The sequence below is a fragment of the Paenibacillus caseinilyticus genome (assembly GCF_027533645.1).
Classification (GTDB): Bacteria; Bacillota; Bacilli; order Paenibacillales; family NBRC-103111; genus Paenibacillus_G; species Paenibacillus_G caseinilyticus.
In genome coordinates, this window is the sequence record NZ_JAQAGY010000025.1 from 76,000 (window position 1) to 102,855 (window position 26,856).

Annotated in this window: 26 protein-coding genes, 5 tRNA genes and 1 pseudogene; 22 read left to right on the forward strand and 10 right to left on the reverse strand. The window is 55.4% G+C overall.

Annotated elements, in window-relative coordinates; translation table 11 throughout:
* The first annotated feature begins 18 nt into the window (after positions 1-18).
* Positions 19-2,235, forward strand: a complete 2,217-nt coding sequence (locus tag O9H32_RS27105; RefSeq protein ID WP_269869241.1) for a Tex family protein — start codon at positions 19-21, stop codon at positions 2,233-2,235.
* Positions 2,236-2,439: 204 nt separating this feature from the next.
* Here the strand turns inward: O9H32_RS27105 and cmpA are convergent, their stop codons facing one another.
* Both cmpA and O9H32_RS27115 read right to left on the reverse strand, forming a co-directional pair.
* Positions 2,440-2,583, reverse strand: coding sequence for a cortex morphogenetic protein CmpA (gene cmpA / locus O9H32_RS27110; RefSeq protein ID WP_269869242.1), 144 nt, complete (start codon positions 2,581-2,583; stop codon positions 2,440-2,442).
* Positions 2,584-2,680: 97 nt separating this feature from the next.
* Positions 2,681-3,049, reverse strand: a complete 369-nt coding sequence (locus O9H32_RS27115; protein WP_269869243.1) for a hydrolase/acyltransferase — start codon at positions 3,047-3,049, stop codon at positions 2,681-2,683.
* A gap of 152 nt (positions 3,050-3,201) precedes the next feature.
* Here O9H32_RS27115 and O9H32_RS27120 point away from each other — a divergent pair, with 152 nt between their 5' ends.
* The 8 genes and pseudogenes from O9H32_RS27120 to O9H32_RS27155 all read left to right on the forward strand — a co-directional run bounded on the left by O9H32_RS27120 (position 3,202) and on the right by O9H32_RS27155 (position 6,053).
* Positions 3,202-3,678, forward strand: a complete 477-nt coding sequence (locus O9H32_RS27120) for a SprT family protein (protein ID WP_269869244.1) — start codon at positions 3,202-3,204, stop codon at positions 3,676-3,678.
* An 18-nt stretch (positions 3,679-3,696) separates the two neighbouring features.
* Positions 3,697-3,772: transfer RNA gene (locus tag O9H32_RS27125), tRNA-Asn, on the forward strand.
* 8 nt (positions 3,773-3,780) lie between these two features.
* Positions 3,781-3,868 (forward strand) — tRNA-Ser (locus O9H32_RS27130).
* A 281-nt stretch (positions 3,869-4,149) separates the two neighbouring features.
* Positions 4,150-4,221, forward strand: a tRNA-Glu gene (locus O9H32_RS27135).
* A gap of 10 nt (positions 4,222-4,231) precedes the next feature.
* Positions 4,232-4,314 (forward strand) — tRNA-Leu (locus O9H32_RS27140).
* A gap of 214 nt (positions 4,315-4,528) precedes the next feature.
* Positions 4,529-4,948, forward strand: a complete 420-nt coding sequence (locus O9H32_RS27145) for a pyridoxamine 5'-phosphate oxidase family protein (protein WP_269869245.1) — start codon at positions 4,529-4,531, stop codon at positions 4,946-4,948.
* Positions 4,949-5,192: 244 nt separating this feature from the next.
* Positions 5,193-5,796, forward strand: a pseudogene (locus tag O9H32_RS27150) (manganese catalase family protein).
* A gap of 174 nt (positions 5,797-5,970) precedes the next feature.
* Positions 5,971-6,053, forward strand: a tRNA-Leu gene (locus O9H32_RS27155).
* Positions 6,054-6,168: 115 nt separating this feature from the next.
* Here the strand turns inward: O9H32_RS27155 and O9H32_RS27160 are convergent.
* Positions 6,169-6,435 (reverse strand): hypothetical protein, encoded by a 267-nt coding sequence (locus tag O9H32_RS27160; RefSeq protein ID WP_269869246.1) that lies wholly within the window; start codon positions 6,433-6,435, stop codon positions 6,169-6,171.
* A gap of 207 nt (positions 6,436-6,642) precedes the next feature.
* On the opposite strand from O9H32_RS27160, the gene O9H32_RS27165 reads away from it, so the two are divergent.
* Both O9H32_RS27165 and O9H32_RS27170 read left to right on the forward strand, forming a co-directional pair.
* On the forward strand, positions 6,643-7,395 hold the full coding sequence (locus O9H32_RS27165) for a glycerophosphodiester phosphodiesterase (protein ID WP_269869247.1): 753 nt from the start codon (positions 6,643-6,645) through the stop codon (positions 7,393-7,395).
* 86 nt (positions 7,396-7,481) lie between these two features.
* Complete coding sequence (locus tag O9H32_RS27170; RefSeq protein ID WP_269869248.1) at positions 7,482-8,843, forward strand: S-layer homology domain-containing protein; 1,362 nt, start codon at positions 7,482-7,484, stop codon at positions 8,841-8,843.
* A gap of 102 nt (positions 8,844-8,945) precedes the next feature.
* Here the strand turns inward: O9H32_RS27170 and O9H32_RS27175 are convergent, their stop codons facing one another.
* Positions 8,946-9,395, reverse strand: coding sequence for a DUF2621 domain-containing protein (locus O9H32_RS27175; protein WP_269869249.1), 450 nt, complete (start codon positions 9,393-9,395; stop codon positions 8,946-8,948).
* 152 nt (positions 9,396-9,547) lie between these two features.
* Here O9H32_RS27175 and O9H32_RS27180 point away from each other — a divergent pair, with 152 nt between their 5' ends.
* The 6 genes from O9H32_RS27180 to ppnP all read left to right on the forward strand — a co-directional run bounded on the left by O9H32_RS27180 (position 9,548) and on the right by ppnP (position 17,832).
* Entirely contained in the window at positions 9,548-10,675 is a 1,128-nt protein-coding gene (locus O9H32_RS27180) for a deoxyribonuclease IV (RefSeq protein WP_269869250.1), read from the forward strand.
* Positions 10,676-10,768: 93 nt separating this feature from the next.
* On the forward strand, positions 10,769-11,662 hold the full coding sequence (gene purU, locus O9H32_RS27185; protein ID WP_269869251.1) for a formyltetrahydrofolate deformylase: 894 nt from the start codon (positions 10,769-10,771) through the stop codon (positions 11,660-11,662).
* A 428-nt stretch (positions 11,663-12,090) separates the two neighbouring features.
* A complete protein-coding gene (nirB, locus tag O9H32_RS27190; RefSeq protein WP_269869252.1) occupies positions 12,091-14,598 on the forward strand; it encodes a nitrite reductase large subunit NirB in 2,508 nt (835 codons plus the stop codon).
* A gap of 50 nt (positions 14,599-14,648) precedes the next feature.
* Positions 14,649-14,981 carry a nitrite reductase small subunit NirD gene (gene nirD, locus O9H32_RS27195; RefSeq protein ID WP_269869253.1) on the forward strand — a complete coding sequence of 111 codons (333 nt, stop codon included), beginning with the start codon at positions 14,649-14,651 and terminating at the stop codon, positions 14,979-14,981.
* 477 nt (positions 14,982-15,458) lie between these two features.
* Complete coding sequence (gene tkt, locus O9H32_RS27200; RefSeq protein WP_269869254.1) at positions 15,459-17,462, forward strand: transketolase; 2,004 nt, start codon at positions 15,459-15,461, stop codon at positions 17,460-17,462.
* A 52-nt stretch (positions 17,463-17,514) separates the two neighbouring features.
* On the forward strand, positions 17,515-17,832 hold the full coding sequence (gene ppnP / locus O9H32_RS27205) for a pyrimidine/purine nucleoside phosphorylase (RefSeq protein WP_269869255.1): 318 nt from the start codon (positions 17,515-17,517) through the stop codon (positions 17,830-17,832).
* Between the two features lie 171 nt (positions 17,833-18,003).
* Here the strand turns inward: ppnP and O9H32_RS27210 are convergent, their stop codons facing one another.
* Positions 18,004-19,281 (reverse strand): NAD(P)-binding domain-containing protein, encoded by a 1,278-nt coding sequence (locus tag O9H32_RS27210; RefSeq protein ID WP_269869256.1) that lies wholly within the window; start codon positions 19,279-19,281, stop codon positions 18,004-18,006.
* 212 nt (positions 19,282-19,493) lie between these two features.
* On the opposite strand from O9H32_RS27210, the gene O9H32_RS27215 reads away from it, so the two are divergent.
* From O9H32_RS27215 to O9H32_RS27225, 3 genes are all read left to right on the forward strand, one after another.
* Positions 19,494-20,849, forward strand: a complete 1,356-nt coding sequence (locus O9H32_RS27215; protein WP_269869257.1) for a glucose-6-phosphate isomerase — start codon at positions 19,494-19,496, stop codon at positions 20,847-20,849.
* 120 nt (positions 20,850-20,969) lie between these two features.
* On the forward strand, positions 20,970-21,608 hold the full coding sequence (locus O9H32_RS27220; RefSeq protein WP_269869258.1) for a YigZ family protein: 639 nt from the start codon (positions 20,970-20,972) through the stop codon (positions 21,606-21,608).
* Between the two features lie 60 nt (positions 21,609-21,668).
* On the forward strand, positions 21,669-22,256 hold the full coding sequence (locus tag O9H32_RS27225) for a TetR/AcrR family transcriptional regulator (protein WP_269869259.1): 588 nt from the start codon (positions 21,669-21,671) through the stop codon (positions 22,254-22,256).
* A 61-nt stretch (positions 22,257-22,317) separates the two neighbouring features.
* Here O9H32_RS27225 and O9H32_RS27230 read toward each other — a convergent pair whose 3' ends face one another.
* Positions 22,318-22,719, reverse strand: a complete 402-nt coding sequence (locus O9H32_RS27230) for a secondary thiamine-phosphate synthase enzyme YjbQ (RefSeq protein WP_269869260.1) — start codon at positions 22,717-22,719, stop codon at positions 22,318-22,320.
* A gap of 128 nt (positions 22,720-22,847) precedes the next feature.
* Here O9H32_RS27230 and O9H32_RS27235 point away from each other — a divergent pair, with 128 nt between their 5' ends.
* Both O9H32_RS27235 and O9H32_RS27240 read left to right on the forward strand, forming a co-directional pair.
* Entirely contained in the window at positions 22,848-23,072 is a 225-nt protein-coding gene (locus tag O9H32_RS27235; protein ID WP_269869269.1) for a DUF1128 domain-containing protein, read from the forward strand.
* 155 nt (positions 23,073-23,227) lie between these two features.
* Positions 23,228-23,545: an eL33 family ribosomal protein gene (locus O9H32_RS27240; RefSeq protein ID WP_269869261.1), complete on the forward strand. Its 318-nt coding sequence runs from the start codon at positions 23,228-23,230 to the stop codon at positions 23,543-23,545.
* An 85-nt stretch (positions 23,546-23,630) separates the two neighbouring features.
* Here the strand turns inward: O9H32_RS27240 and cydS are convergent, their stop codons facing one another.
* The 4 genes from cydS to O9H32_RS27255 all read right to left on the reverse strand — a co-directional run.
* Positions 23,631-23,741 (reverse strand): cytochrome bd oxidase small subunit CydS, encoded by a 111-nt coding sequence (gene cydS, locus O9H32_RS32965; RefSeq protein WP_409162844.1) that lies wholly within the window; start codon positions 23,739-23,741, stop codon positions 23,631-23,633.
* A gap of 5 nt (positions 23,742-23,746) precedes the next feature.
* Positions 23,747-24,775: a cytochrome d ubiquinol oxidase subunit II gene (locus tag O9H32_RS27245; protein WP_269869262.1), complete on the reverse strand. Its 1,029-nt coding sequence runs from the start codon at positions 24,773-24,775 to the stop codon at positions 23,747-23,749.
* Positions 24,772-26,121 carry a cytochrome ubiquinol oxidase subunit I gene (locus O9H32_RS27250; RefSeq protein ID WP_269869263.1) on the reverse strand — a complete coding sequence of 450 codons (1,350 nt, stop codon included), beginning with the start codon at positions 26,119-26,121 and terminating at the stop codon, positions 24,772-24,774. The genes O9H32_RS27245 and O9H32_RS27250 overlap by 4 nt, the downstream gene beginning before the upstream one ends.
* A 510-nt stretch (positions 26,122-26,631) precedes the next feature.
* On the reverse strand, positions 26,632-26,856 hold a 225-nt coding region (locus O9H32_RS27255), incomplete at its 5' end, for a hypothetical protein (protein ID WP_269869264.1).

The following is a 26,856-nucleotide window of genomic DNA, read 5'->3' on the forward strand; positions in this document are numbered from 1 at the left end:
AGGAGAAGAGGACGTCTGATGACACAAGAGGGAACAGAGGCACCCGTGCTGGAGATCACCGATGCGAAGAAAGCGGAAACCCGGGAGCGCATTCTAAAGCAGATTGCCGCTGAACTGGCGCTGCCGGCAGGGAAGGTCAAGACGACCGTAGGCCTGCTTGAAGAAGGCAACACGATTCCGTTCATTGCGCGCTACCGCAAAGAGATGACGGGGGAGCTGGACGAGAATCAGCTGCGCGATATCGAGGAACGCCTCGCATACCTGCGCAATCTCGAGGACCGCAAGCTGGAAGTGCTGCGGTTGATCCACGAGCAGGGAAAGCTCACGGATGGGCTGCAGCGGTCGATCGAAGCGTCGGTGAAGCTGCAGGAGGTTGAGGATCTCTACCGGCCCTACCGGCAGAAGCGCAAGACTAGAGCCAGCGTGGCGAAGGAGAAGGGGCTTGAGCCGCTGGCCCAGTGGATCTGGTCGCAGCCGAGGCAGGGCAGCCTGCTTGACGAGGCGGGCCGGTACGTAAGCGCCGAGAAAGGCGTGGGTACGCCGGAGGAAGCGCTGCAGGGGGCCATGGATATCCTGGCGGAGAGCATTGCCGATGATGCCAAAATCCGCGCTTGGGTCCGCCGCCATACGACGGAACAGGGCGTGCTGCGGACCGAAGCGAAGGATGCGCAGGCCGAATCGGTCTACGAAATGTACTACAGCTACCAAGAGCCCGTGCGCAAGCTGCCGCCTCACCGGGTCCTGGCCATTAACCGCGGAGAGCGCGAGGAGATTCTCAAAGTGGCGCTTGATGTTCCCGTCGAACGGATACATGACTTCATGATCAAACAAATTGTGAAGGGGCCGTCTATCGTGAGGGATACGCTGATCACCGTCATTGAGGATGCCTACAAGCGGCTGCTCGCTTCCTCGATCGAGCGGGAAGTGCGTAACGAAATGACGGAGAAAGCAGAAGAGAAGGCGATCGAGGTTTTCGCCGAGAACCTGCGCAACCTGCTGCTGCAGCCGCCCGTGAAGGGCAAAGTGGTGCTGGGTGTCGACCCGGCTTACCGGACAGGCTGCAAGCTGGCTGTAGTGGACGATACGGGCAAGATGCTGGAGATTGCCGTAACGTATCCGACCCCGCCGAACAACAAGGTCGCCGAGGCGAAGGCGAAGTTCAAGTCGCTGATCGAGAAGTACGGCGTAGAACTTGTGGTGGTGGGCAACGGTACGGCCTCGCGTGAGACGGAACAGTTCGTGGCCGAGCTGATCGGCGAGCTCAGGGAGCGCCGGCTTCAGTATCTCATCGTCAACGAGGCGGGGGCCAGCGTGTACTCGGCGTCGAAGCTGGCGCAGACCGAGTTCCCGGATCTGGATGTGGCCGAGCGCAGTGCGATCTCGATCGCCCGCAGGGTGCAGGATCCGCTGGCTGAGCTGGTGAAGATCGAACCCAAAGCCATTGGCGTAGGGCAGTACCAGCACGATGTGGCGCAGAAGCGGCTCGACGAGAGCCTGACGTTCGTCGTCGAGTCGGCGGTGAACCATGTCGGCGTCGATGTCAATACGGCTTCGCCTTCGCTGCTCTCTTATGTATCGGGAATCAACAGCACGCTCGCGAAGAATATCGTGAAGTATCGCGACGACAACGGCAAGTTCACCGGCCGTTCGCAGCTGCAGAAGGTTCCCCGCCTTGGGGCGAAGGCGTTCGAGCAGTGTGTCGGGTTCCTGCGGATCGCGGAGGGCAAGAATCCGCTTGATAATACGCCGATCCATCCGGAGTCGTACGATGTGGTGGACAGGCTGTTCCGCGAGTTGAAGGTGAGCGTGTCGGAGCTTGGCTCTGCCGAACTCCGAACGAAGCTGCAGCATGCGGACACGGAAGCCTTGGCCGGCCAGCTCGGTGTAGGTGTTCCGACGCTGCGGGATATTCTGGATTCCCTGCTGCGTCCGGGCCGGGATCCGCGCGAGGAGCTTCCGCCGCCATTGTTCCGCACGGATGTGCTGCAGCTGGAGGATCTGAAGCCGGGCATGGAGCTGCAGGGGACGGTGCGCAACGTGATCGACTTCGGCGCTTTCGTGGATATCGGGCTCAAGAACGACGGACTTGTGCATATCTCGCAGCTCAGCAATTCCTTCGTGAAGCATCCGATGGATGTCGTATCGGTCGGGGATGTGGTGACCGTATGGGTGCTGAATGCCGATACGAAGAAGGGCCGGGTCGGCCTGACGATGAAGAAGCCGGTTGGCAGCTAAGGCGGCTGGGAGCTTACTATTGGGGGTACATGATACCGCCCATGGTTAGGACCGCTGCCCGAAGGTTTCTTCCTGGTGTCCTGCGCACCCGATAGGGCCACGATTCACTCAAGTAAAATAGAGCATAGGCCGGAGGAGGGGATCGTACACTGGACAGTGAGTCCATGCGACCTCGGGCTTATGCTCTATTTGGTGTGGTCTGCTTCACTGCGGAAGCTGGGTAGTCGACGGTTCGTCCTCGGATCTCCGCGTCCGGTAGAAAAACCAGCAGTCGTTCAGAAGCCGGATCTGCCGGCGGTTTTTGTTGTAGAATGCCCGCATGAGTTGGTTGCAAAGCCATTGTGGCAAAGCTTATCAGTCCCTTCCCTCTAGCTGCTGTGCCCTATAGCTTATGGGCTCAGAGCCTCGGGGGTGCAGGTCCAAGCGGCTGCGGCGGACTGAGGGATTAGGCCAGCTCCTCTTCCTCTTCGTACCACTGCTCCAGCTGGGCCTGAAGAGCCCGGATCTCGGTGAGCAGGGAGATGAGCGGATACTGTTTCTCCTGCTCGAGCAGAGCGGCGAAAGAGCGCTCTAGCGCGTTGATATACGTCAGCCCGTGCTGCAGCTCGTATCCGGGATGCGTAATCTCGATGCCGTCGAACTCGGCAACGAACACGGGGAGGGACGGTACCCCTGGAGCCGTCAATTTATCGAGCTCCTTGTGCAATCGCTGGTTCAGCGCGCCGAGCTGGTACATGTGGGTAGCAGGCATTTCGACAAATTCAAGTTGATCATTCAGCTTCAATAGGGCATACTTCATTTTGGACATCGACATGGCTGTAATGCTCCTCTCCGTACTACGGAAACAGGGGGATCCATCTAAGCCGGACACTGTTCCGCGATTCCTACTTGACAGTGTAGCCCAACCTGCGGTTACAATTCAAGTGATAAACCTAGAGAGAGATCAGAGCAAAGGATGGGAGAAGAATGGATGACCGGCAGCTGCAGCTGTGGGTAGAGCAAATCTCGCTGTCGTCGTTTGGCATTCCTTTTGAGCATCAGGCCCGCTTCAACAGGAGGCTGAGAGCGACGGGGGGGCGCTATTTTATGCGTAGTCACGATATCGAGATATCCTGGCTGCATTATGAGCAGTTCGGCATGGATGACGTCGAGAAGATTATCAAGCATGAACTCTGTCATTATCATCTTCATATTAAAGGCGGGGGCTATCAGCATAAGGATGCGGACTTCAAGTGGCTGCTTGAGACGGTGGGCGGGTCGCGTTACTGTCAGTCGCTTCCCCAGGCATTTCAGCGTAAGGAACCTTACAGATACAAGCTGGTGTGCGTAAGCTGCCCGATGGAATACTTACGCAAACGCAAGACCGATCCGCGTAAATATGTGTGCAGCAAATGCAAAGGAAAACTAAAGCTGCTGGCCCTTGACTTGAAACAGCATTCATGATAAATTAAAAAATGTCTTTCCCTGATAGCTCAGTTGGTAGAGCACTCGACTGTTAATCGAGTTGTCACAGGTTCGAGTCCTGTTCGGGGAGCCAATTTTTTTGGAGAGATACCCAAGTGGCTCAAGGGGACCCTCTGCTAAGGGGTTAGACTGCGCAAGTGGTGCGAGGGTTCGAATCCCTCTCTCTCCGTATAAGAAGAACCGTCCTCTGGGCGGTTTTTTTGTTGTCTAAGGAAGCGAAGCGATGAGCAAAGCAGGAGGTTTACGGGGCGGGCAAGCCGCCTTCTGATCCAGATGGTTTTTGGAGTTGGATCCTAGGGCGGCGATACTGTCCGAAGATAGGCCGATAGCTTGGCGACCAATCCAATCGAAAGGCTTTACTTATTTTTTTAAAAATGACTTGCCAAAGGACAAGCCATTCGCTATAATAACACTTGTCGCTTCGGAAGAGGTCGGCAAATGCTCAAGCATGGCCCGTTGGTCAAGGGGTTAAGACACCTCCCTTTCACGGAGGTAACAGGGGTTCGAATCCCCTACGGGTCAGTACTTTTACGCGGTTGTGGTGGAATGGCAGACACGCTATCTTGAGGGGGTAGTGGGCGTACGCTCGTGGAGGTTCGAGTCCTCTCAACCGCATACAGGATTTATCGGGAAGACTTGAAGGCGCGGATGCCTTCGAGTCTTTTTTTGTCTATGTCCAAGCAGGTCGATAAACCCGCTTAGACCTCAATTCAATTCAAACAAGTACAGCTTACCCAGCCCCGGTGTTTGTTTGGAAAATGGTCCTTTCGGGTAATCTATCTAGCAGAGATGGACAGGCAGACTCATATTCCGAAGGGAGCGAAGAACGATGTTGAGGACGGAAGGGCTCGAAGGACAAATTGTGAGCGTGCTGGATGCCAACGGTGTATGCTCGTTCGGGACGGTGTCAGGCAATCAGCCGAGAGTGCGCTATATGGCACTGCTGCACGAAGGCTTGACAATCTACCTGGCGACGAACAGCAAGACGGATAAAGTGGATGAGCTTAAGGAGAACGACAATGTGTTCGTATTGGTCGGATATGACGGCCAGAAGTCGGACCGGATCCTTCAGATTGCCGCGAAGGCGGAAGTGTGTGAAGACCGTTCGCTGCGGGAGAAATTGTGGAATGACAAGTTCGAGGCCTGGTTCAAAGGACCGCATGATCCGGAGTATGTCATCTTGAAGATTGTGCCAAGCCGAATTGAATTTTATGATGGGTCGACGGATGTTCAGGTCTGGGAAAAGTAAGGCCTGCCTGCCCGGTTACGATGAGACACAGAGGGAATCCTTTGTGTCTTTTTTTCTTGCCGTTAAACCGGATGGGATGAATGGGCTGGGGAGGTCTGCCTAAGGGAACATGGCGCGATACTAAGAGATATTTGCCCATTTCTTCCGTTTATTTACAGGTTGAAGGGGTTAAAAGAGGGAGGGGACCGACCTTGTCCCCCATCCAGGCCATTCATGTTGTATTAAAAGAACGGAGGGAACCGCATTGTTCAAACGTATCGATCGAATTGCCGCCGATTTGCCGAAAGCCACGTATGCCGATCCTAATGCCGCTGCTGCTGTACAGGAGCTTTTGGGCGGACGGTTCGGAGAGATGTCGACACTGAATAACTACTTATTCCAATCGTTTAACTTCAAGGGAAAAACGAAGTTGAGACCGTTCTATGATCTGGTAGCGAGCATTACGGCCGAGGAATTCGGGCATGTCGAGATGGTAACGAATGCGGCGATCAATCTCCGTGGAACGGGGGCTATGTGTTCAACAGCGGAAACCTGATCCTGGATCTGCTCCATAACTTCTTCCTGGAGTGCGGCGCTCGGACCCACAAGATGCGTGTGTATGAAATGAGCGACCACTCGGTAGCCCGGAAGATGGTCGGCTATCTGCTTGTACGCGGAGGTGTACACGTCGTCGCTTACGCCAAGGCGCTTGAAGTTGAAGTGGCTACAGGGGTCGATGTGACGAAGCTGATCCCGACGGTGCGCCAGTACCGGAGTTCGATGAGACGCCGGAAGAATTCGCGCCGGACATCGGGCCTGAGGAGTTCCTCCTTATTGCTCAGCGTTTGCAGCGGTCGGCCGGCTTGTAAGAACGAAGAAGCCGAAGCGCTCAAGGCGCGGCGGTTAATATAGACGAGCCCCGGCGGTTAGGGAGCGTCAGTTCCTCACATGCCGGGGATTTTGGTGCAAGCGCCGATATCCAGCCATCCCCGCTTTACTCTTGGTTCAGCAATGGGTATAATGAATATGTAATGTAAAAGCAAGCGGTTGTGGTGGAATGGCAGACACGCTATCTTGAGGGGGTAGTGGGCTTACGCCCGTGGAGGTTCGAGTCCTCTCAACCGCATACAGGAATGGATGTTTTCTGAGCATAGAGAAGTCTCGGGGCCCGCGGGGGCCGCAAGACTTCTCTTTTGTTTTGGTCTGAGGGTGAACGGCGGCTTTATGGTCTTTTTCCTCGCTCAAAGGCGCAGGAGTGATTGTCGTTCGGCCTGCGGACGGCACTGCCGGCAGACGCCGACCACTTTGCCGGGGCCGGAATAGAACGCGATTTCCTTCGAGGGCACTTTGCGGCGGCAGTACGAGCAGCTTTGTCTGCTAAGGGAAGAAGGCTTCTTGCGGTAGAACGGGTTGCTGCGTGCGTTGCGTCTGTTCAGCAGAACGATGGCAAGGATAGCCGCGAGCAGCAGAATGCCTGCGAAGATCAAGAGATACGGGGGGACCCACATGGGAATGGCACCTCATTTTGGCGGATTGCCCGAAGGAACGGGGCTCGGTATGTCAAGTCTCTTTCGACGCGGCAATGCCGGTTTCCTTCCCCTGCACCTTTACATGAACTTCATCCGTGCTTTACAGACGGGGGTTGCAAGTGCGCAGGGGGGCGTTTCATAATAGGTTCATTCCAGATCGATCTTAGGGACAGGGGAGGAAAGAACATGACGGAAGTTAATCCGTTTCCGAACAGGCCGCTCGTGATCGGGCACCGGGGGGCGGCGGGCGAGGCGCCTGAGAACACGCTGGCTTCGTTTGGCTTGGCGGTGAAGCAGGGGGCCGATGCGGTGGAACTTGACGTGCATCTGTCTGCGGACGGCGAATTAATCGTGTGCCATGATGCGACGGTGAACCGAACGACCGATGGAGCAGGGGTTATTGCCGAGATGACGACCGATCAGCTGCGCAGGTTGGATGCGGGCCGATGGTATGATGAGACCTATGCCGGAGAGGGGCTGCCTACGCTCGAAGAAGTATTCGTTCAGGTGCCTGCATGGGTTATGATCAATGTCGAGATCAAGTGCCCTTACAGCCCCCGGCTGCAGCAGAGGCTCCTTGAGCTGCTGAAGCAGTACGGCCGGCTTGACAGTACGGTGGTATCTTCGTTTAACCACAAAATCCTTCGGCTTCTTCAGGAAGCCGAGCCTGCGCTCAAAATCGGGCTGCTGTATGATGCTAATCTGGTGCATCACCGCGGGCTCGCGGAAGGATCGGGAATGAAGGTTTATTCGCTTCATCCGCATCATCTGCTGATTGATCCGGAGGATGTGGCCGATGCGGCAGCGCATGGTCTGAAGGTATATCCGTTTACGGTGAACGACGAGGTACAGATGCACCGTGCCATCCGGGCCGGCATGTCCGGCATCATTACCGATTACCCTGCCCGGCTGAGGCTTCTTTTGGAAAGATTGAGTTAGAGAGGGAGAAAAATCACTCCTGCGGAGCATAAAGAAAACCTCCCTTCCTTCCGATAAAAGGGGAAGAAGATGGGAGGTTCCTGTACATGTTCAATTTACGTTCGCTCGGGGCACGCGCGCTGTCCTTGCTGCTTGCCGTGCCGCTTCTGCTTCCCGGGGCTGCACCGGCCGCAGGGGCTGGAGTCTCGTTTCCGGATGTGAATCCGACGCGTCATGCGTGGGCGCTGAGCTCCATTGAGGTCATGACGCAGAAGGGCATCGTGACCGGCTACCCGGATGGCCGTTTTCTACCCGATCAAAGTATATCGAAAGCGGAGTGGACAGCGATGGTTTATCGCTTGTTCGATAAGTACCGACCCAATTCATATGCATACGGCGATTCCAAAATGGGGGATTTCATTGATGTGCCTTCGCAGCATTGGGCGTACCGGCCGATCTCGGAAATCTACGATGGCTCCTTCCATATCGGCGGTTTCGGTGAAGACCTGCACGGAGACTTGGCCTTCCGGCCGGAGATGCGTCTGAACCGGCTTCAGCTGGTGCAAATTCTTGGACATTCGTTCGGCACCCGGCTGGTAAAGAGGGGGATCTCCCAGAACGATGCATGTGCTTTTGTGGCTTCCTTGAAAGATGTGCCGTCGAAGATGCTCCCGAACACGGATCTCTATGCCGAGGCACAGGCCGACGGACGGTATAAGAACAGCGGCTATATGAACTCCGAAGAAGCGGGGGCCGTCTATCCGACCTTGTTCCTTGGGACAGGAACAGGCAATTGTGTATACGGGGACGACGAGCTGTCGAATACACAAGCATCCGCCCTTGCAAGCCTTCAGGCGTCAGGCATTATGTCGGCCGACGATGCGGGATATTTCCGTCCGCTAGATGCCGTAAGCCGGGCAGAGGCCGTCACGATCCTGGACCGGATCTATTTATATCTCCGCGGATTGGGCTTCGCGGCGGATTACTCTTCCATTGACCTGGAGGATGCCTCGGAGCGGGGGGACGGCAGCGGAGGCGGGGCAGGTGCGGGAGGCGGCGGTACTGGTACGTTGCCTCCCTCCGGCGGGGGAACATCATCCGGAGGCAGCACAACGGTGCCGGGGACCTCGGTACCGCCATCTGCGCTCGGGCCGGACGGTACAGGCTCGATCTCCCGGAATATTCGGCAGAAGGGCGAGATTGAAACGACGATTCGTCCGAATGGGCGCCTGTATCTCCAGTTTGATCTGGAATCGGACTGGAAGACCGACCTATACGTGATTGTCGACGGCAAGATTGGTTTCGTGCGTCTGGAAGAGCTGCCGATGACGATCCCGGTTGATGGAGTCACCTCCGTCGTACTGCGGACGCAGCAGCGGGAGAAGCCGGTCGGCACGACGGATAACGTGGCTACGCTCACGACCAAGCTGCTCGACGAGATGCCGGCCAAGGGCAAGAAAAAGTCATAAGGGCCGTATGGGTGCGGCGTCCACCCATAGCATGACAGCAAACAGGCTTTCGCTTCTCCGCATACCGGAGGCGAAAGCCTGTTTGCTGTGTTATGGGATGCCCTACTGCAGGAGATGCTTGTATGGAGTGTAGTCAATCTCCTTCTTGTCAAGATAGGACGTGAGACTTCGGTAGTCGCGCCGCGGCGTGGCCAGAATATACCCGCGTATGCAGTGGTCCCGGGTGACGGCAGGAGCATTGTCCCCCAGGGCGACTTCGCCGATCTTAGCCGCTATCGTATGGCGGGCGATATCCCGGAAGGGGGATGGCACGGGTTCGACGAGCATTTCGAGGAACTGTTTCGATTCTTCGGTCCACAGGTGGCGGGAAGCGTCCACATAATGGTTCTGCCAGTCGAGCTTCGACTTGCCGTCTTCCTTGGGCAGCACCTTGATGAATTTGCGGAACATGAAATAGCCGCCGATCGACATGAACGTAATCAGCACGAAGACCCAGAATATGATAAAATACATGAACCCGTCCGGGACGGCTTTTGTGCTCAAGTAGTACATGAAATGGATTCACCTCATTTTCCATTATACCTCACAAGGGCATACGGGAAAACATGGAGGCGGTCGTGGATTTGTGTCCTTTTATAGATTTATTGGATCTTTCCTTGTAAAATAGACGAGAGTGAGTTAAAGAAGGAGTGAACTCGAAAGCTATGGTGAGAATCGGATCGCACGTATCGTTTTCAGATAAAGGTCTGCTGAATGCCGCCAAAGAAGCCGCTTCCTACGGATCGGGCACGTTCATGATTTATACCGGGGCGCCGCAGAACACACGCCGTAAGCCGATCGAGAACCAGTTCATCGAAGAAGGCAAGGCGGTCATGGCGGAGAATGGGATCGGCGAGATCATTGTTCATGCTCCGTACATCATCAACCTGGCATCTTATAAGGAAGACACGTTCGAACTCGCCGTCCGCTTCCTGCAGGAAGAGATGCGCCGTACGGACTATATCGGCGTGAAGCAGATCGTGCTTCATCCCGGGGCCTTTACGGACAAGGATGCCGAGTACGGGATTGGACGTATTGCGGAAGGATTGAACGAAGTGCTCGAAGGCGTCAAGGATACCGGCGTGCATATCGCACTGGAAACCATGGCGGGCAAAGGAACCGAGATCGGCCGGAGCTTCGAGGAACTCGCTTCGATCATGGAGAAGGTCGAGAAGAACGACCGTCTGACCGTATGCCTTGACACCTGCCACGTCCACGATGCGGGATATGATATCGTGAACGACCTGGACGCGGTGATTGAGGAATTCGACCGTATCGTCGGGCTGGATCGCTTGGCGGTGGTTCACCTGAACGACAGCAAGAATCCCCGCGGCGCGGGCAAAGACCGGCATGCTCCGGTAGGTGCCGGCTGGCTCGGATTCGAAGCGATGCGCCGCATCGTGCATCACGAGAAGCTGAAGCACCTGCCTTTCATTCTCGAGACGCCGTGGATCGGCAAAGAGGATGCGACGGAGCGTCCGATGTACGAAGCCGAGATCGCCCTGCTGGCCGGGACGGTCAAGGAGAGGTTCGGCGCGGATTTTCTTGCCGACGTCGAGATGCTGAGCCATTTCTTCAAGAAGCAGGAACTCGACCCCCGGAGTTATGTACTTCAGACCTGGGATCTGCTCAAGACGGATGCGAAGGCGAAGAAGGCGGACGGCCGCGAGCCGATGGAGCGTCTCTATGATCTGATCATGGCGGACAACCTGTTCCCGCAGCTCAAAGAAGAAGAGATCAACCACAGGCTGACGGCATGGTTTGCCGGCGATCACGTGTTCGCGGCCGTGTAACAGTATAACGTAGGCGGTGGCGGGACGCGCAGCGGCAAACGAAGCTGCGCTCCCTGCCGCATGACCGTAATGAAGGAGTAGAAGAAGAGTTCCATGGTTCCCAAAATGACATCCCAACCCAAACGCAGCGGCCGGGACAACCGTGCCCGCATGCTGGTATCCTGCCCTGACCGTCCCGGTATTGTGGCGGCGGTATCCCGTTTTCTCCATGGGCACGGCGCCAATATCCTGCAGTCGGACCAGTATACGATGGACCCCGAGGGCGGCCTGTTCTTTATCCGAATCGAGTTTGATCTCGAGAATTTGAATGAACGGCGGGAGGCTTTGAAAGCGGACTTCTCGCGTGTGGCGGACGAGTTCCAGATGACATGGAGCATTGCCCGTGCAAGCCGACGCAAGCGTCTGGCGATCTTCGTCTCCAAGGAAGACCACTGCCTGCTGGAGCTTCTCTGGCACTGGCAGTCCGGTGATCTGGATGCGGATATTGCTATGGTCATCTCCAACCACAACGAGATGCGCGAGCTTGTCGAATCGCTTGGCATTCCTTATCATCACATTCCTGTGACAGCAGAGACGAAGGCGGATGCGGAGAAGCGCCAGCTTGAACTGGTGGACGGCCAGGTGGATGCGGTTGTTCTGGCACGTTATATGCAGATCATTTCGCCGAAGTTCATTGAACATTTTCCGAACCGGATTATCAATATTCACCACTCGTTCCTTCCCGCCTTCGTCGGAGGCAAGCCGTATGCACAGGCGCACAACCGAGGGGTTAAGATTATCGGGGCGACGGCGCATTATGTAACGGAAGAGCTGGATGGCGGCCCAATTATCGAGCAGGACGTACAGCGGGTCAGCCACCGCGATAATGTCGAGGACCTGAAGCGGATCGGCCGGCACATTGAGCGGACGGTACTAGCCCGCGCGGTGAACTGGCATGTGGAAGACCGTGTTATTGTACATGGCAACAAGACTGTTGTATTTAGTTAGGAATGGATAGAGAGGACCGGCACTTCCCTGGTAAGGGGGAGGGGCCGGTTTTTTTTGTGTAAGGCGGCTGGCTGGTTTTGGGCTTTTATCATGATGGTTGAACCAAGAGCCATGACGTTAATTAATATAACACTATAAGTGATATTGGAAAGCGTTTGCAGGAGAGGTATTTGTGTATCGGCCTAAAAAATGCGAATAATAACGATAAAAACTATCATGAACATCCGTATTTTTTAATATACAATCCAAGAATGTTAACAAATATTACATTTTGGTATTGTAATTTACGGTTTATCCTTGTATAGTTAACACAAGAAACAATGGTGTTATAAAACATAACATTAAAATCGTGATATCCCCCTTGGCAATCAAGGGAGCAGAGATGATCCTATAGAAAAGACAACATCAACCGCAAGGAGTGGTGAGAGATGAAACGGAAACTGGTACTGATAGGAAACGGGATGGCTGGCGTGTGGTGTGTGGAGCATATGTTGAAGCTGGCTCCCCAGCAATTTGAGGTGACGATCTTCGGGAGCGAGCCGCACCCGAACTATAACCGGATCCTGCTCTCGTCAGTGCTTGCGGGAGATTCGAGCATGAAGGATATTGTCCTCAATGACTGGGACTGGTACCGGGAGAACGGCATCACTCTTCATGCGGGTCATACGGTAACGAAGATTGATAAGGCCAAGCGTACGGTCACCTCGGACAAAGGGATTACGGTGGCTTACGATGAGCTCATTCTGGCGACAGGTTCGCGTGCTTTCATCCTTCCGGTGCCGGGAGCGGACAAAGAAGGCGTGATTGCGTTCCGCGATATTAAAGATTGCGAGACGATGATCGAGTCGGCGAAGAAATTCAAGAAGGCTGTAGTGATCGGCGGAGGCTTGCTGGGCTTGGAAGCGGCCCGGGGACTCCTGAACCTGAACATGGAAGTCTCGGTAGTCCATATCCACGATTACGTGATGGAGCGGCAGCTGGATCAGACGGCATCGACGATGCTCCGGGCCGAACTAGAAGGGCAGGGGATGAAGTTCTTGCTCGATAAGCATACCGAACAAATTCTTGGCAAGAACCGCGTTACTGGCGTCAAGTTCAAGGATGGCAGCGTGGTGGAAGCCGATCTCGTGGTGATGGCCGTTGGCATTCGGCCTAATGTGGCGATCGCGCGGGATCATGGCATAGAGGTCAATCGGGGCATTGTGGTGAACGACTTCCTGGAGACCAACGTTCCGAATGTCTACGCAGTTGGCGAGTGTGCTGAGCACCGGGGCGTAGCCTATGGCTTGGTGGCTCCGCTGTATGAGCAGGGGGATGTGCTGGCCAAGCGGCTCTGCGGGCTGGAAGTGGGCGGCTACCAGGGGTCCGTCACCTCCACGAAGCTGAAGGTGTCGGGGGTGGACGTCTTCTCGGCAGGGCAGTACAGGGAATCGCCGGGGATGCGGGCTATTAAAGTTCAGGATGAATTCGAGGGCATCTATAAGAAGATTCTGATTCGCGAAGGCAAGGTGGTCGGTGCGGTCCTGTTCGGGGATACCAGCGACAGTGCCCGGATCTTCAAGCTGATCCGGACCGCAGAGGATGTCAGCGGCCGCGAGAAGGAAGCTGCGCTGGGTGAAGGTTTCGGCAGTGCGGGCGGGAAGAGCGGGGGCTCGGCTGCCGCGGCCATGGCGGACGACGAGATCGTTTGCGGCTGCAACGGGGTGTCCAAGGGGGCCATTGTGAAAGCCATCCACGAACAGGGACTGACTTCGGTAGATGCCATCAAAGCCTGCACCGGGGCGTCCCGCTCCTGCGGCGGCTGCAAACCGCTGGTCGGTGAGGTACTCCAGTGCACCCTGGGGGCCGGCGCGGTTACAGCAGCCAAAGAGGGGATCTGCGGCTGCACGACCATGGGCCGGGACGAAGTGGTGGAAGCGATCCGTTCCATGCATTTGACTACGAGCAAGGAAGTCATGAACGTACTGGGCTGGGAGAACACGGAAGGCTGCTCGAAGTGCCGGCCTGCGCTGAACTATTATCTGGGTATGGTGTGGCCGGTAGAGCATGAGGAGGAACGCGAATCCCGGTTCGTCAACGAACGCAACCACGCGAACATTCAGAAGGACGGTACGTATTCCGTCGTGCCGCGAATTTATGGGGGAGTGACATCTCCACAAGAGCTCAAGCGGATTGCCGAAGTGGCCGAGAAGTACGAAGTGCCGCTGGTGAAATTCACGGGCGGGCAGCGGCTTGACCTGCTGGGGGTGAAGAAAGAAGACCTGCCGAAGATGTGGTCGGATCTTGATATGCCGTCCGGGTATGCCTACGGCAAGACGCTTCGCACCGTCAAAACCTGCGTTGGAAGCACCTTCTGCCGGTTCGGCACCCAGGATGCCATGGGCATGGGCATCGCCCTGGAGCGACGTTTTGAACGGCTGAGCACACCCGCGAAGGTGAAGCTAGCGGTGTCGGGCTGTCCGCGGAACTGCGCGGAAGCGACGATCAAGGACTTCGGCATTGTGGCCATCGACGGCGGCTATGAGCTGCATGTCGGAGGGAACGGGGGCGTGAAGGTCCGGGCGACCGATCTGCTCTGTAAAGTGAAGACGGAGGAAGAAGTCATGGAATACGCCGCCGCCTACCTGCAGTACTACCGGGAGACCGGCAAGTGGAACGAGCGGACGAGCGAATGGCTTCCGCGGGTGGGACTCGAAACCGTCCGGTCCGCCTTGGATACGCAGGAGAAGCGGCAGGCCTTGGTGGCTCGAATCGATGAGGCGCTGCAGGTGACAACCGATCCCTGGAAAGAGATCATCGAGACGCCGTCGCTGCGTTCCACGTTCGAAGAGCTGTCAGCCTCCGGTCCAGTGGACGCGGTAGCTGCAGCGGAAGTAGCTGCCGGTCTTGCCCACGAGGCGGGAACGGAGGGGGATTCGGCAGGAGAGAGTCGTTAGAAGCAAGTCCGGCCGGTTATCGCGGGAAAATTTCTTGAGGAGGCTATGCCATGAAACGGTTACAGGTGGGTCATATTTCGGATATTCCTGCACTGCGTTCGAGAACAGTCCGGGTGGAAGGTACAGAGGTAGCCGTGTTCAAGCTTTCCTCGGGGGCACTGTATGCGGTGGAGAATGCCTGCCCGCATAAGAGAGGGAAGCTGTCGGAAGGGATTGTCTGCGACCATCACGTGTTCTGCCCTCTGCACGACTGGAAGATCGATGTAAAAGACGGCCGCGTTCAAGCGCCGGATGAAGGGTGTGTGACGACCTTCGAAGTGGAAACGGATGAGGCGGGGAACGTGTATCTTCTTCTTGCGGAGTCGGGCGGCATGACGGCGTAAGGTCACAGGTGCCGAATCGGGGCGGAACGGGATCATTTCCTGTCCGCCTCTTTCGGCTGAAGGGATGGGAGGAGCCGGCCTCGGTGCAGAGCCGCGAACTGTGCCGGCCCTATCCATAGAATAGAAGGCTTGTCATCCGCCATGATCAGGCTTCCCCGTCTCACAGGAATGCCCTCTACCCAAGACAGGGGATGGGGGCAACGCCTGCATAAATGGCCTGGTGAACAAGCGCGAGCAGGCAGCCGGATAAAGACGCTGGGAGGAATGCACAATAGGAGATGGTCTTGGGGGACGCCGCGATATGGCAAACTGCGTCGGACAATGGTACAATAAAGCAAGAATATCGTGTTTATAAGGCAGTGCACACGTTAACAGAAAGTAATGTGGCTCTCATTTGTGAGGATGCCTCTGCCTGTTGCTGCACCCAGCCTGTCTTTAGTACATTGCTGTCACAAAGAATAGAGTGGAGGATGACTTATGACGGTCACAAACAAATCGATTGAGCAGCTTTCAATCGACACAATCCGCACGCTGTCGATTGACGCGGTGGAGAAAGCTAAATCCGGCCATCCGGGCATGCCGATGGGCGCTGCTCCTATGGGATACGAGCTGTTCGCAAAGGTTATGAAGCACAATCCGGACGAGCCGAACTGGATCAACCGCGACCGTTTCGTGCTTTCTGCCGGTCACGGCTCCATGCTGCTGTACAGCCTTCTGCACCTCTCCGGGTACGACTTGCCGATGGAAGAACTGAAGAACTTCCGCCAATGGGGCAGCAAGACTCCGGGCCATCCGGAAGTCGGGCATACGGCCGGCGTGGACGCTACGACAGGGCCGCTCGGACAAGGCTTCGGTATGGCAGTCGGTATGGCGGTGGCCGAGGCACACCTCGGAGCGGTATACAATAAAGAAGGTTTCCGTATCGTGGACCATTATACATATGCGATTTGCGGCGACGGGGACCTCATGGAAGGAATCTCTTCGGAGTCCGCTTCGCTGGCCGGGCATTTGAAGCTCAGCAAGCTGATCGTGCTGTACGATTCCAACGATATCTCGCTCGACGGCGAACTGAACCTCTCGTTCTCCGAGAATGTGGCGCAGCGCTTCGAGGGCTACGGCTGGCAGGTACTCCGCGTAGAGGACGGCAACGATCTCGAAGCGCTTCACCAAGCGGTCCTGGAAGCCCAAGCCGACTATCGTCCGACGCTGATCGAAGTGAAGACCGTCATCGGCTACGGTTCCCCGAACAAAGCGGGCAAGGGCGGCCACGTAGGACCTCACGGTTCCCCGCTTGGCGTAGACGAAGTGGCGCTGACCAAAGAAGCATACGGCTGGGACCGCGAGCAGCATTTCTATGTTCCGGATGCCGTACGCAGCCATTTCGAGGAAGTGAAGCGCAAGAACATCGGGACGTACGAGGCATGGAAGGCTTCTTTCGCCGAGTATGCCCAAGCGTATCCGGAGCTGGCCAAACAGTTCGACATGGCACTGAGCGGCGAGCTTCCTGAGGGCTGGGAGTCGAAAGTCTCACTCGATGCTCCGGCTGAGAAGGGAACACGTACAGCTTCCGGTATCGTGCTCAATGAGATTGCGAATGCCGTACCGCAGCTGATCGGCGGCTCTGCCGACCTGGAGTCTTCCACGATGACGCACATGAAGGGCCTCGGCCAGCTGACGCCTAAGGATTACAGCGGGCGCAACGTTTACTTCGGCGTGCGTGAGTTCGGGATGGGTGCCGCGGTCAACGGGATGCTGCTTCACGGCGGTCTCAAGGTATTCTGCGGCACGTTCTTCGTCTTCTCGGACTACCTGCGTCCGGCAATCCGCCTGGCCTCGATCATGAATGTGCCGGCGATCTACGTCTTCACGCATGACTCCATCGGCGTCGGGGAAGACGGTCCGACCCATGAGCCGATCGAGCAGCTCGCGGCGCTTCGCGTCATTCCGGGCCTGACGATCATCCGTCCGGCGGATGGCAGCGAGACGGCGGCTGCCTGGAAGTATGCCGTACAGAACAAGGTGGGCCCGGTTGCCCTGATCTTCTCCCGTCAAGCCGCAGTGAAGCTGGAAGGTTCGGAGAAGGGTGCGGTGGATCGCGGCGCGTACGTGCTGGCTGACGCGCCGGACGGCAAACCTCAGGCGCAGATCATTGCGACTGGTACGGAAGTTCAGCTGGCGGTAGCCGCACAGAAGGCTCTGGCCGAAGAAGGCGTGAACGTCCGCGTGATCTCCATGCCAAGCTGGGAACTGTTCGATAAGCAGACGCAGGAATACAAAGACTCGGTTATCCTGCCGGAAGTGAAGGCCCGCCTGGCAGTCGAAATGGGCCATTCCTTCGGATGGGACCGCTATGTAGGCGACGGCGGGGATATTCTCGGCATTAACAAGTTCGGCGCTTCGGCACCGGGGCCGGTTGTCATCAAGGAGTACGGCTTTACGGTCGAGAACGTGGTTGCCCGTGTGAAGCAGCTTTTAAAATAAGCCTTGACTTAGAGATACGCAGAGAAATTACATCAGAGGAGCGGTTGTCGCCATGTCCCAATTCGAGAATGTTACGGTAGTGAAGCAAGCTAATGTATATTTTGACGGCAAGGTGACGAGCCGGGCTGTCTTGTTCGCCGACGGCACGAAGAAGACGCTTGGCATCATGCTGCCGGGAGAGTACGAATTCGGTACGGACGTGAAAGAAATCATGGAAATTCTGGCAGGGGACCTTAGCGTCTTGCTGCCGGGTTCCAGCGAGTGGCTCCAGATCAGCGGCACGGGAGAGTTCACGGTTCCGGCTGGCGAGAAGTTCAAGCTGGAGGTCCGTACGGTCACGGACTATTGCTGCTCCTACATCAGCGAGTAAGGCTGCATCAAAAAAAGGCTGCATCGTCTTTGGACAAGACGATGCAGCCTTTTTTGGCTGGCCTGATACGGTCAGGGAAGCGACAGTGCCGGCTAACAGCCATACTGCAGCGCAGCGTGCGCTTATTCCCTCTTGTGCCGCGGCGGATTGTCCCGCTTGCGGTAACTTGGCTTAAGCCTCCGCCGAGCTGTCCGCTTCCGCTTTGCTGAGGACGTAGTCTTCCAGCTTGAGGCGGACATAAGGCGGCAAGCCGGAGAGCATGCAGCCATACTTGAACTGGTCGCCCTCCGCATGGATGCGGATGATGCGTCCGGTTACCGGCGGCAGGTCCGCTTCCTGCGGGAAGTGGATGACGATGAACATATCCTGGGCAAGCGGGGCGGCTGAGGTGATCAGCAGGCCGCTGTCAGAGAGATCGACAAGCGTGCCGTCGATCAGCTGGCCGGAGAAGGAGCCTTCCTGCTGCCATTGGTAGACCGAGAGATGCAGCTTGATGTTCAGCTGCACGCGGAGGCTGCGGCGCCGTTCCTCCGCCGATTCCTTAGATCCGGGAGCTTCCGCCGGGATCCCGACCTGCAGACCCATCCAGTCCTCGTAGCACTGGATGACGGCCGACAGATCCTCTTCGCTGAGTCCTTTGGCCCGTCCCATCTGGAAGATGCCGGTGGCCGCACGGAGCATAGGAGAGGGCAGCTGGAAGCCGTTGGCCACATCGCCTGCCAGCAGCAGGTCCTTCAGCATCAGTCCTAGAGAGAACTGATTGCTGAAGTCGCGGTTGACGATCTTCTGGCCCTTAAGCTCCGCCTGCTTGGAGCTCGCGCCTCCGGCGAGCACGATGCCGAGGAACCGCTCGGGATCCAGCCCTGCCTTGGTAACCAGAGACAGGCCTTCCATCAGTCCGAGCGCATTGATGCCGACCATCGTGTTGTGGGCGAGCTTGGCATGGGAGCCCGAGCCTGAAGGGCCCATGTACACGATACGGGTGCCCATCGCTTCAAACACGTCGCGGTGGGCATCCAGGGCCACTTCTTCCCCGCCGATCATAAAGACGAGCGTACCGCCCTCCGCACCGGGCTTGCTGCCGGTCACCGGCGCATCCAGGAAATCGACGGCATGGGCTGCAAGCTCGTCATGAATTCGCCGACTGGTTTCAGGGGACACTGTCGAGCAGTCGATTACGGCTTGTCCGGGCCGAAGTGACCCGATGATGCCTTGGGCCCCGACAATATGCTCCAGGACGACATCGTCCGTGCTCAGCATGGTGATAACAACGTCTGCTTCCTTGGCAGCCTGCGCGGGCGTGGAGGCCGTGCGGGCTCCGAGAACAAGCAGGTTATCCGCTTTGGATGGCGTCCGGTTATAGACGATGACTTCAAACCCTTTTTTTAGCAGGTTGGCTGCCATGGGGTTGCCCATTGTACCAAGACCGATAAAACCGATCGTTTTCATGATTCCACCTGACTTTCGTTAAGATCGTATTCTGAAGCTGGGCCGCCATCATTACGTCAAGGCTGGTCCGGGCGTCTTGGTACCATTGTAGCATTTCATCAGGCAGCGTGTGAATTCTCTTGCGTAATGGATGGATAATCAAGTATTCTATTTTTATAGGTACATAAAAGAGAAAGTATCCGGATCATTCGGAAATAGGAGGATTAGAATTCATGACAGCCAAGCTTCGTTTTGATTACAGCAAGGCGCTGGGGTTCATCCAGCAGCATGAAGTGGACTATCTGGAGGGAGCGGTAGCTCTCGCGCACGAACAGCTGCACAATAAGAGCGGGGCAGGGAGCGATTATCTCGGATGGATCGATCTGCCGGCGGCTTACGATAAAGAAGAGTTCGCACGTATTCAGCAGGCTGCACAGCGCATCCAGTCGGATTCCGACGCCCTGATCGTTATCGGCATCGGCGGATCTTACCTTGGCGCCCGTGCGGCGATCGAGATGCTGTCCCACAGCTTCTACAACCTGCTGCCGAAGGGTCAGCGCAAGACGCCGGAAGTGTATTTCGTCGGTCAGAATATCTCGTCGACCTATGTTACGCATCTGCTGCAGCTGCTCGAAGGCAAAGATATCTCCGTTAACGTAATCTCGAAGTCCGGTACCACCACAGAGCCGGCCATAGCATTCCGCATTTTCCGCGAACTGCTCGAGAAGAAGTACGGCAAAGACGGCGCGCGCAAGCGGATCTATGCCACGACCGACCAATCGAAGGGCGCCCTGAAGAAGCTGGCGACCGAAGAAGGCTATGAGACCTTCGTGATTCCTGATGACGTAGGCGGACGCTACTCCGTGCTGACGGCGGTAGGTTTGCTGCCGATCGCAACAGCCGGCATCGATGTGGAAGCGATCATGCGCGGTGCGGCGGATGCGCGTGAAGTGTATTCGAACCCGAGCCTGAAGGAGAACGAAGCTTACCAATATGCGGCGGTGCGCAACGCCCTCTACCGCAAAGGCAAGTCTACGGAAATTCTTGTGAATTACGAACCGTCCCTGCACTTCGTATCGGAGTGGTGGAAGCAGCTGTTCGGAGAGAGCGAAGGCAAAGATAACAAGGGCATTTATCCGTCCTCCGTCGATTTCTCCACCGACCTGCACTCCATGGGCCAGTTCATCCAAGAAGGGTCCCGTAACCTGTTCGAAACGGTCATTCAAGTGGAGCAGGTGAACGAGCAGATCACGATCGGCACCGACAGCCAGGACCTCGACGGTCTGAATTTCCTGAGCGGCGAGACGATGGACTTCGTTAACCGCAAAGCGTTCGAAGGAACCATGCTGGCCCATACGGATGGCGGCGTACCGAACCTGATCGTGACCCTGCCGGACATGACGCCTTATACCTTCGGATACATGGTCTACTTCTTTGAAAAAGCCTGCGGCATCAGCGGCTACTTGCTGGGAGTCAACCCGTTTGACCAACCCGGCGTAGAGGCGTATAAGAAGAACATGTTCGCGCTGCTCGGCAAGCCGGGCTACGAGAAGGAAAAAGCGGAGCTTGAAGCCCGTTTGAATAAGTAAGAAAGCCGGCCCCCGGCTGCAAAAAAAGCGGTTCATCCTTCCGGATGGCTGCTTTTTTTGAAAGGGGAGCCAAGACTTGAACCAGAAGCCCAAGGCAAGCGAGGAGGGCGGCAACGCCTTATGTTACCCCAGTACCGGACGGTGAGAGCATTTGGCTCCGACGAAATCGTCATCAAGAAATCCCGGTTTATCGGTTACGCCAAGCCTGTGTCGACCGAAGAAGAAGCGATTGCGTTCATCGATGAGCTGAAGAAGGAGCATTGGAACGCTACACATAACTGTTCAGCCTATATGATCGGTGAGCGTGATGAGATCCAGAAAGCGTCGGATGACGGGGAACCGAGCGGGACGGCAGGCAAACCGATTCTGGAAGTGATTAAGAATCAGGGGCTCAAGAATGTCGTTGTGGTCGTAACCCGTTATTTTGGCGGAATTATGCTTGGGGCCGGCGGGCTCATCCGGGCTTACACGGATGGGGCGGTCGCAGGGCTTGCGGCGGCAGGCCAGGTATATCAGGTGCTTCACCGGGAAATTAGGGTGGAGATCGACTATACGTGGCTGGGCAAGGTGGAGAACGAGCTGAGGGGCAGAGGCACGCTTCTTGGCGAAACCGGCTTCGCTGATAAAGTAACGCTGCTTTGTCTGCCGACGGCTGTGGAAGCAGAGGAGTTCTGCGCATGGATGACCGATTTGACCCAAGGCCAAGGACTGATCGTGCAAGGTGAATCACGCTACGTAGAGCATGCCGAGCTTCCCTAGGGAGCTTCGGCGGCTTCATGTATAGATGGCTTGTCATTACACAGCAGGAGGAGTGAGGATGTGGCAAGAAAAGCAGTAGCACAGGAGCTGAGCCGTGAGCGGATATTGGATGAAGCTCGTCACCTGTTCGTCCAACACGGCTATTATGCTTTAACGATGCGAAGCATCGCCAAGTCGATGGGGTACAGTCACGGGGCATTATATTACCATTTTAGGGAAAAAGCGGAGTTGTTCTATGCGCTGGTCATAGAGGATTTCAGGATGCTGCTCGAAAGGCAGAAGGACATGATCCGGCGCACCCGGCTCGGTGACTTAGCGCAGCTGGAGAAGCTTATGCTGGAGTTCATCAAATTTGGTCTGGAGAATCCAAACCACTATGAGATCATGTTTATGATCAAGGATCCGGAGCTGCAGCGCTATTCCCGGACGGAACAAGCGCAGTGCCTGGAACTCTTCGCTACGGTCGTTCGATCAGTGGTTGCGAAGCAGGAGGGCGGCGAGAAGAAAATGTACAGCCTGCCTTGGAGTCTTTTCATGTCACTGCATGGATTCATATCGTATAACATTCACTTTAACCAAACGTATGCCGACGTGAAGCGGCTGGCCGAACAACATGTCCAATATTTGTGCGAGGGGCTGCAAGGATAACATCCTGCCGAAATCTGCATCCTAAGATTCTTTGCAGCCCCTAACTTTAATACAGTAAAGCTTAACCGCGTACCAACTTTACCATGACATTTCGTTCCCGTGGTCCATCGAATTCGCAAAAATAAATTCCCTGCCACCGGCCGAGCACCAATCGGGAACCGGCGATCAGTACCGTTTGCGAGGATCCGACGGTCATGGCTTTCAGATGCGAGGCGGTATTTCCTTCCGCATGTTTGTACTTGGGATGCGTCCAAGGATATACTTCGTCCAGTCGCATCAGTACATCATGGCGTACATCCGGATCCGCATTCTCCTGAATAGTGATCCCTGCTGTCGTATGGGGACAATACACGACGGCCAGTCCATCTTCGATCTGTGTTTTCTTCAGAAGATCATGCACTTCACGGGTAATATCGATCATCGCATCTCGTTCACGTGTGTTCAACCGGAGTGTATGTATCATGCAGAATGCCTCCTTAGGGTACGGGTGCGCTGACCGCTCTCATTATATTACACGGCGCATCCGGCTGCCAAACATGGTACAATAGGGGAAACAGCCCTATTTAGCAGATTGAAAGGATGAAGAACCACGTGAATCTGACGTCGAATACACTTGAGAATACGGAATTCATGATTGAGGAAATTAAGAAAAAACTGCGTATGGCCTCCGGGGCAGCGCTGAAAGCTTCCCAATTGAACGATACGCAGTACGAGGACCTTCGGGATATCTATGAGATGGTTGCCGGCAAGAGCCAGTTCAGTATCTCCGAGATCGAAGCAATTACCACGGAACTGGGTAATCTTCGCCGCGGCTAAGACTTCACCGCTCCCGCAGTCTTTAAGGGCTGCGGCACAACTTGTGTATCTACGGACAAAGGTACAGGCAGAGCTTTAGGGCACCCCATAGGATATAGGGTAAGAGAACAGCAGACTCCCGCTTGCTGTACCTATATACTTCGGAGGTGTGCCAGATGCACAAAGCAGTTCGTAAGCAAGATGCCGCGAAGCTGATCGGCAAAGAGATCGTGGCCGTACGCAAAGACGGCTCCGTTGTCCGCGGCAAACTGGTCCGCGTCAGCGGCACCCAGCTGTTCGTCTCGCCTCGCAAGGGAAAAGGCAAGCAGGTGAAAACCTCGGCAATCATCCCGTTGGTCCTGTTTGACCTTCTTGCCATAGGAACGGCTCCTTACGCCTATGGCGGCGGTGGTTACGGGGGCTTCGGAGGTTATCCGGGAGGCTATGGATACGGTGGGTATCCCGGAGGCTTCGGCGGCGGCTGGTTCTGGTAAGCAGCGAGTCATCATGAGAGAAAACCCCATCCTTGAGCGGATTCTTGCGCTGAAGGATGGGGTTTTTGCGTAGGTGCATTTACCGTTACTGGTCTTCCCATTCGGGGTCGCGTCTCCTGCCGTTCCACAGGAACAAGAAGATCAGTGCAGCCGCTGCTACCAGAGGAGGAGCATAGAAGATGAGAAAGTTGTCCATCATCGTCATCCTTTCTTGGAGTTTCCGGATCCTTGCACATATCCCGCATCGAAGAGGAAGAGCCGCATAAGCAGCCACAGAGACGGGACCAGTACGAACAGCCCGGCAATGAAAGCGGCAATCAGTGCAGCAGCCATCGTCTCATTGGTAAAGCCCTCGTAGATGTTGATGTATGGATAGAGCACATAGGGCAGATGGGCCGCACCGTAGCCGTAGAAGGCGAAGGCGAACTGCAGCATCACGAAGATAAAAGCGACTCCATAACTTCGCCGTTTCCAAACGCAATACACTGCGACGAGAAAACAAATCAGGGAGGCCGCGAACATCCAATAAAGGTTCAGCATGCCGGCAAAGTGCCCGGGATTCTGGGAACGGATGCCCAGGAATACAAGAAAGGAGCTTAGGATGGTAGGACCGCTCCAGAGCAGCGCATATCCCCTGACTACCTCGAGTGCGTTCTGGTCTTTGGCCCGGGCGGCGTAATAGGTAAGGAACATAGCCGAGATATACAGCACGGAGACGATCGCGAGCAGTACCACACTCCAAGAATAGGGACTGGAGAGCAGCCGGTTCCACAGGAAAAGAACTTGGCCGCCGCGTTCTTCGATATACCCGCCTTCCGAGATCGTCAGCACGGTCGATAGCGAAGCGGGAATAAGCAGACCGGTAGCGCCATACAGCAGCATGTACCAACGGTTTTCCTTGCTGCCGTATGTGGAGAAGGCGTAGTAAGAACCGCGGATTGCGAGCAGAATGATCGCGATGCTCCCAGGAATAAGCAGGGCTGTGCCGTAATAATACGCCGTTTCGGGGAAGAACCCAACGATACCGACGAAGAAAAAAATCAGAAAGACGTTCGTCACTTCCCAAACGGGGGAGAGATACCGCTGGATGATTTTGTGTATTTTATTTTGCTGCCCGGTCAGCACACTGTAATAACTGAAGAATCCGGCGCCGAAATCGACGGAAGCTACAATAAGATAGCCGTACAGAAAGGTCCAGAGTACGGTAATGCCGAGCAGTTCGTAACTCATGGACGTCTGCCTCCTTTTTCGATACCGAGTGAGATCATCTCCTGGATTACATCGTAATTACGGAACAGCTTACCGAGCACCCGGACCACCGTAATGCCGAGCACGAGGTAGAGCAGGCAGAAGAGGACGAGCATAGCATCGACATGGGCCGATGTCGTCGCGGCATCCGACACTTTCATGTACCCCCGCAGAATCCAAGGCTGCCGGCCCACTTCGGCGAAGAACCAGCCGAGTTCGATGGTAATCATCGCAAGAGGTCCTGCCAGTAGAATCATGCCTAGGAGCCACCTGGGGAGAAGATTCCGGCCGCGTGTCCACTTGTTACGAAGAAGATACAGAAAACCGACCAGGGCCAAATACATACCGAATGCGACCTTCAGGTTAAACAAATAATGAATATACAGCGGGGGGCGCTCGTTCTCCGGAAACTCGTTCAGACCGGTTACCTCTCCATTCGGAGTGCCGTGTGCCAGGATGCTGAGGCCATAAGGGACCGAAAGACCATATTTAATCTCGTAATTCTCGTTCAGGTAACCTCCAAGCACGAGAGGGGCTCTACGCTCCGTTTCGAAATGCCATTCGGCCGCAGCCAGCTTCTCCGGCTGGTATTTGGCTAAGAATTTGCCCGACAGGTCACCAATGGTCGCTGTCGCCAGCGAGAAGACGAAGGCCGCTGTCACGGTGAGTTTCAATGCTTTCTTATAATAGAGGTGGTCGTTGCCCTTCAGCAGCTTGTAAGCCGCAATAGCAGCCAGGATATAAGCGGATGTGGTATAAGAGGAGGCGAGTACATGGGCCACCTTGGTCGGGGTCGCAGGATTGAACATGGCTGCAAGCGGCTGCAGATTCTTGATGACACCGTCTTCCAGGGTAAAGCCTCTCGGTGTATTCATAAAAGCGTTCAATGTCGTAATGAAAAACGCCGATGCCGAGGAACCGATCACAATGGGGATCATGAGCAGCAGATGGGTTGTTTTTTTCTTGAATCGATCCCATGTATAAAGGTAAATCCCCAAAAAGATGGCTTCAATGAAGAATGCGAAGGTCTCAAGGAAGAGGGGAAGCGCTATGGCCTGGCCTGCGATCTTCATAAAGCTCGGCCACAAGAGGCTTAGTTGAAGGCCAATCGCCGTTCCCGTAACTACGCCGACAGCGACAGTTATGACGAAGCCGCGTGTCCAGCGCCGGGCCAGCAGTGCATAATGAGGATCACCGGTTCGTATGCCCCGCCATTCGGCAAGGGCGATCATCACGGGAACCCCAACACCTATCGTCGCGAAAGTAATATGGAAGGCCAAGGTGAGCTCAGTCAGCATACGGCTGTAGAATACCGGATCATAGTGCATTCAGTGGTCAGCTCCTTTTTCACCCTGTATGAAGGGTGGAATTACATGAACAAGCGGCGCAGAAAGGCCATAAGCATTACGAACCCGACAATAAACATTAGAATCATCAGGCGCTTCTCGTGCTTTTGATAGGGCTCCACAGTGACACCTCCTACATATACAAAAATGCTTCATTTACGAACCGTAGAACCGGAATACCTGTCCCCAGGGTATTCGGCGGTTCCTTTCAGATGCTCACTCACCATTAAACGAGAACCTTACCCTTTAATCGTATATCAAATCATGTGATTTATTTCACATAATTATGAAGAACTATTGAATAGACTGTGTCAACATATTGAAGGCCAATAACGTTTGGCGAGAGAGTATCTTCCAAAATTTTCACTTGAACACTTGATAGAGCTGTGATATATTAACGTTCGCTGCACTGATAACGAGCTTCAACGTTTTACTTGATATCTGCGCTACGGGTATTGCACCCTTGAATGGATACAAAAGACCTTGAATCGTTTATAGAATAATGATAGGTTTACAAATCCGCCGATAGTTAGCGGGTGCTCTATAGAAGTTGATTTTTATTTTTAAAAATGAAACTTGCAATTGAGCAGCATGTATGCTACATTGATTCTCGCCGCTAAGAACCATGGCGAATGCAGTCGAAACGAATTGCCCTTTGAAAACTGAACATCGAGTGAGTGTTAAATATAGAAGCTCAGCAATGAGTTTCTGCCATGC